At 46.9% G+C, this 4,682-nt stretch carries 7 protein-coding genes; 4 read left to right on the forward strand and 3 right to left on the reverse strand.

Features of this window, described 5'->3' with window-relative positions; translation table 11 throughout:
* Nucleotides 1-925 (reverse strand): hypothetical protein (locus VIM87_RS00945; protein ID WP_331995153.1); only part of this gene is annotated, 925 nt, incomplete at its 3' end.
* Nucleotides 926-1,031: 106 nt separating this feature from the next.
* Nucleotides 1,032-2,021 carry a nucleoside hydrolase gene (locus VIM87_RS00950; RefSeq protein ID WP_331995154.1) on the reverse strand — a complete coding sequence of 330 codons (990 nt, stop codon included), beginning with the start codon at nucleotides 2,019-2,021 and terminating at the stop codon, nucleotides 1,032-1,034.
* A gap of 193 nt (nucleotides 2,022-2,214) precedes the next feature.
* Here VIM87_RS00950 and VIM87_RS00955 point away from each other — a divergent pair, with 193 nt between their 5' ends.
* From VIM87_RS00955 to VIM87_RS00965, 3 genes are read left to right on the forward strand one after another with little or no spacing between them, the layout of a single operon-like run.
* Nucleotides 2,215-2,496 carry a type II toxin-antitoxin system RelE/ParE family toxin gene (locus VIM87_RS00955; protein WP_331995155.1) on the forward strand — a complete coding sequence of 94 codons (282 nt, stop codon included), beginning with the start codon at nucleotides 2,215-2,217 and terminating at the stop codon, nucleotides 2,494-2,496.
* Between the two features lie 15 nt (nucleotides 2,497-2,511).
* Nucleotides 2,512-2,811, forward strand: coding sequence for a HigA family addiction module antitoxin (locus VIM87_RS00960; RefSeq protein WP_331995156.1), 300 nt, complete (start codon nucleotides 2,512-2,514; stop codon nucleotides 2,809-2,811).
* 48 nt (nucleotides 2,812-2,859) lie between these two features.
* Nucleotides 2,860-3,312: a hypothetical protein gene (locus VIM87_RS00965; protein ID WP_331995157.1), complete on the forward strand. Its 453-nt coding sequence runs from the start codon at nucleotides 2,860-2,862 to the stop codon at nucleotides 3,310-3,312.
* Here the strand turns inward: VIM87_RS00965 and VIM87_RS00970 are convergent.
* On the reverse strand, nucleotides 3,309-4,253 hold the full coding sequence (locus tag VIM87_RS00970) for a glycoside hydrolase family 43 protein (RefSeq protein WP_331995158.1): 945 nt from the start codon (nucleotides 4,251-4,253) through the stop codon (nucleotides 3,309-3,311). The genes VIM87_RS00965 and VIM87_RS00970 overlap by 4 nt on opposite strands.
* Nucleotides 4,254-4,319: 66 nt before the next feature.
* Here VIM87_RS00970 and VIM87_RS00975 point away from each other — a divergent pair.
* Nucleotides 4,320-4,682, forward strand: a 363-nt coding sequence (locus VIM87_RS00975) for a hypothetical protein (protein WP_331995159.1), incomplete at its 3' end; no start/stop codon positions are given.

The following is a 4,682-nucleotide window of genomic DNA, read 5'->3' on the forward strand; positions in this document are numbered from 1 at the left end:
GTAATACATACCCTTTACTGCCTTTATACGTATAACGTTGCTCCAGCGTAAAACGCGCAGTTTTTTTGCCTTTTACCAGCTTACGCAGCTCTTCCGGCAAGCGCTCTGCATCCGGATCTGTGCTGCGGTAAGTACCTTTGGTGGTGATGATGATATCGCGGAAATATTTCTTATCGCTGGGTGGCGCTTTATATTCGCTGCTCCAATAACACAAGCCTTCCTCTGCAGATGTTTCTGTTCTTTCAATACCATAGGCGGCCATAATCTGCTGGTAGCTGCCGTTTAGCCCTGCTATTAAATACCAGGTACCATCAAAAGGTCCGCCGCCCGGGCCGTTCAGGTGTTTCAGTATAAACGCGAACTGATCTTTTCCTATTTGCAGCAGCTTAGGCGCCGGGCATTGGGAGAAAGCGCCGTAGGCTGCTACTGCGGGCTGAAAAGCCACCAGCTCCCAGCTGCTTTCATGCTGCTCAAATTTAGCCAGTCCTAACAGGCCGCCGGTAAAGCGGGATACCTGCAGCCCTTCCGGATCATACTCGGAGTGGTTAAAACAAATAACCTTAAACTGCCGCCCGGATGAATCCTGGTAGCTGATCTCATTAATTAAACGGGTGGCTACGCCTTCACTAAAAGGGAAATCTCCCGCTGCATCTTCATTCACATCCGGATACTTTTTAACTGCGCAGGTTTTACAGTCCCAGTTAATGAGCTCATTTTTATAATTGTCTTTACTAAGGTTATAGTATTTACCGGGAAATAGCTTTTGCAGCGCCTTTTGTGCATTAAAGGGCGATGGCACCGTTAAGGTACGGTGCTGCAGGATGGTGTCACTGATGGTTTTCTTTTGCAGATCTTCGCCGGATTGCGCCTGTACGACAGTTTGTAAGCCAACGGCTAACAACAGAAAGGAAAGTAATTGTTTCATATAAAGGGATGAGCAGGCGCAAAGATAGATGTTTATATGATCAATGCACACCGTGGTTATCTATTGCAACTTTCGACGATGCGGTGGATAAATACGGTTTGGATGATTAATGCACCGGCTGATGATGCATAAGCTCCTCTATCGACTGTTGTAAAGCGGTGGCCTGATCTGTTAACTCAAGCAAGGTAAATCTATTGCCGGGTATAAGCGTGTTAGTACCATCTTTTTCTATCCGCAGGTTCACCTCACGGGTTTTAAACCAGGGCTGTATGCCCCGCACAGCAGCAAATACGGCTGTTTGATCCCAGCTCATGCGGCCAATAGTATCCTTATCTTTTGTGAGCGCTATTTGAAAAGCATCCTTTACCGGGCTGTTATGAATAGTGCTATTTTTAATCAGGGGAATGCCGGTGCGTACCTGCTCCCCTACTTCAAACGGGCTTAATATTACCGGTGTTTCCCATTGTGCAAATACCGTTTGCGATGCAGCTGCATCTATATACACATTGTATTCCCTGCCGCTGGTTTTGCCGGGTGGCAGGCTGGTGGCCATGGCTACCAGCTGTTTTATCTTTTGTTTTACCAGCTGCCGGCCGTTAAGCGCGGAGTATTGATCTGCTTTTGAATTTAACAGGTCGGCCAGGTTGGTGAAAAAGCCGATCGTGATCAGGGTTACCGAATGATCCGGCTGCCCGGCCAGTATGCGGCGATACAGCGCCACGGCTTCTGTTGCCTGCCGGTTAGCGCGTATGCTATGCGGGTATTTGGCGATAATAGCTTGTGCCCATTGCTGCTGGCAAAGCTCATTGGGCTTTGCTCGTTTGGTAACGCCAATGGGTATATGCGGTTTTTTGAAATAAGTATTCAGCACGCTGATGGTGGGCACGGTAGTTTCAAAAGCGTTAGAGGAAATGACGGCCAGTATATTGGCTTCTCCTTTATCTGCAAAAGCGTGTAACAATGCCATTGCGCCTACATCATCATAATCGCCTGCAATATCAGTATCCAGGATAACCGGAATAGGATGTTGCTGCGCGTAGAGTTGCGTTGTCATCAGCCATAAAAAGATGAATGGTAAGTGGAATTTGCGTGCCATGGCAATGAAGTTAGGGAATATGGGTGAGATGTGCAATGTGGGAGTATATCTTGGGTTTTCTTTTCATGGAAATAATAATTTGATTTACATTTAATTATATCGCGATGCAGTGCCCAAAGACCTGTCATACGCTGGATTTTACCCACCATTAAAAACATTTGTAACCTTTGGGGTTACAGTGTATCTTTGTACTATGATTGAAACCATAGCGCACAAAGGGCTACGGCTTCTATGGGAAAAAGATGATCCCTCGAAGCTGCCGGCAGCGCAAGTGGCCAAGATCAGACGCATTCTATCCGCCCTGGATACAATCAAGACGCTCGATCCGCTACGGCAGATCCCGGGTTATAAGCTGCACAGCCTCACGGGTGATTTAAAAGGTTTTTGGGCGGTGACAGTGACAGGGAATTACCGGATTATTTTCCGGTTTGAAAATGAAAATGCGTATGTCGTGGATTACATCGATTATCATTAAAAGGAGGATAGCAAGATGAAGCGAGGTATGATGCCTACCCACCCCGGCGCAGTACTCCGGGAGGATATTTTAAAGGAAATGAACCTTTCCATTACAAAAGCCGCGCAAGGCTTAGAGGTAAGCCGTAAAACACTTTCGGAAATCGTTAATGAAAATGCCAGCATTACGGCGGAAATGGCGGTGCGCCTGGAAAAAGGCTTTGGCGTGGACGCATCGTTCTGGCTGGACATGCAAGCGAAATACGATCTTTGGAAGGTGCAAAACAGCGGACGCGTTGCCCATATTCATCGTATTGCACCTAACCAGGCGGTATAACTGCTATCTACTGTATAACATTCTAAAAGATTTATGACTCGCCAGGAAATGATCGCTTTTAAAACCAGTCTGAAAAAAGCCGGAGAGCGGATTATTACAGACCGGATTGCAGTGATAAAAACAGCGATCGATAATGCACAGGAAGCGGCCAATAGTGAAGATAAAAGTTCGGCAGGAGATAAATACGAAACAGGAAGGGCCATGGGGCATCTGCAAAAAGATATGTATGCACATCAACAAACAGAAAACACCCGGGAGCTTGAGAACCTGCAGAAAATTAATACAGAGATCATCCATACAACCGCTCAAACAGGCGCCTTTATACGATGTGCAGAGCACTCTTTTTTTATAGCAGCCGGACTTGGTAAACAACTAATAAATGATCAGCCAATATTTTTTCTTTCCCCAAATGCACCGCTCGCAAAATTGTTGCTGCACAAAAAAGCGGGGGATAGTTTTCTTTTTAATAAAAAGGATACCCTGATCCTTGAAGTTTATTAATGAACCTGCAGCCATTCAAACGAACCTTCTTCTGCCTCCAACACATCCGGCCCATCTTTTACGGGTTTGAATTGTAGCCCGATAACCGCCGTTGCGCGGGGTGAAACGCGATCATCCGAACGATGCGTATGCAGCACGTACTTCATTTTCCCGTTCTTATCAATGAACACATCACCATGGCCTGTACCGTTTTGCCCAACGGTGCTCCGGCTGATGATGGGATTACCTGCATATTTTTTCCAGGGGCCTAAAGGTGAGCTGGAAGTAGCATATCCTACCGCATAATCCTTGTTGCGGAAATCATTGGCGGAATAGATCAGGTAATAAGTGTTCTTATGCACCAGTACAGTTGGCCCCTCAGCCACCGGCCACTTTGCTCCGGCTGTGTTCTCCCATCCCTCAGTGCTTGCAATACACTCCTTTTCCGTGCCGGGCGCCACATCAGACAGATCGGGCTTCATTTCCGCTACGTAGATCCGGTTGCCATTCTGCAGCTTTACATGATACAGATATATTTTACCATTCTTATCGAAGAACAAAAACGGATCGATCTGTTTACCGGCGCCGCTCAGGTGAACAAACTGATCCTGCTTGAATGGCCCTTTGGGGCTGGATGCTTTCGCGATCGCTATCTGTTCATCTGCTGTATAGGCCATGTAATAGCTGCCCTTGTACTTAAATACCTGCGGCGCCCAAAAACCGCCGTTGCCGAAGGATTGACCGCGATGTAAGGCAAAGCTGTCCGCCGGATGGCTCCAGGTCTTTAGGTCTGCAGATACGTATACCGGGAATCCCTGGTTGCTGCCAGTGCCATATAAATAATACGCTCCCTTATCAGCAAAGATGGTGGGATCGGCCAGGAAGATAGCAGGTTGCTGCGCCGCGCTTCTCAGGCAAGTTAAGATCAGTACTGCCTGAAAAATAGTTTTTAAATAAGCCATAGTGGCGAAATATAGGAAATTATAGTACGATATTTGAAAGAGTAAAGCATTAAAATTATGATTGCCATGAGAAACCTATTGATCATTTCCGGAAGCCTGCTGCTATTTACCTGCTGTCAACAGCAGTCCCATACCGTACAGGAAACAGACACGACCACAGCAACAGCTGCTCAGCAACCTGATACAGCTACCGCTGTTACAAAAACGCCTGTTATATCGTCCGAAAAGCTGGTGAGTGCCGGCAAGGGCATTGGCAAAATAGACCTGGGTAGTAATGCCGACAAGCTGACAGAATTATTAGGCAAGCCGGATTTCTCCGATGCCGCTATGGGCAAAGCCTGGCTTACGTGGTACAGTAAGCGCAGGGATGAACACAATAACCGGAATGAACTGAATATCTTTACTACCTATGCAGATAGCACCATGCGT

Origin of the sequence: Chitinophaga sp. (assembly GCF_036569125.1) — a bacterium.
In the GTDB taxonomy this organism is placed as follows: Bacteria; Bacteroidota; Bacteroidia; order Chitinophagales; family Chitinophagaceae; genus Chitinophaga.

What these genes read in the sequence shown, in the direction of transcription:
- VIM87_RS00950 (WP_331995154.1), bottom strand. Translation starts at nt 2,021, where the DNA reads ATGGCACGCAAATTCCACTTACCATTCATCTTTTTATGGCTGATGACA.
- VIM87_RS00955 (WP_331995155.1), top strand. Translation starts at nt 2,215, where the DNA reads ATGATTGAAACCATAGCGCACAAAGGGCTACGGCTTCTATGGGAAAAA.
- VIM87_RS00960 (WP_331995156.1), top strand. Translation starts at nt 2,512, where the DNA reads ATGAAGCGAGGTATGATGCCTACCCACCCCGGCGCAGTACTCCGGGAG.
- VIM87_RS00965 (WP_331995157.1), top strand. Translation starts at nt 2,860, where the DNA reads ATGATCGCTTTTAAAACCAGTCTGAAAAAAGCCGGAGAGCGGATTATT.
- VIM87_RS00970 (WP_331995158.1), bottom strand. Translation starts at nt 4,253, where the DNA reads ATGGCTTATTTAAAAACTATTTTTCAGGCAGTACTGATCTTAACTTGC.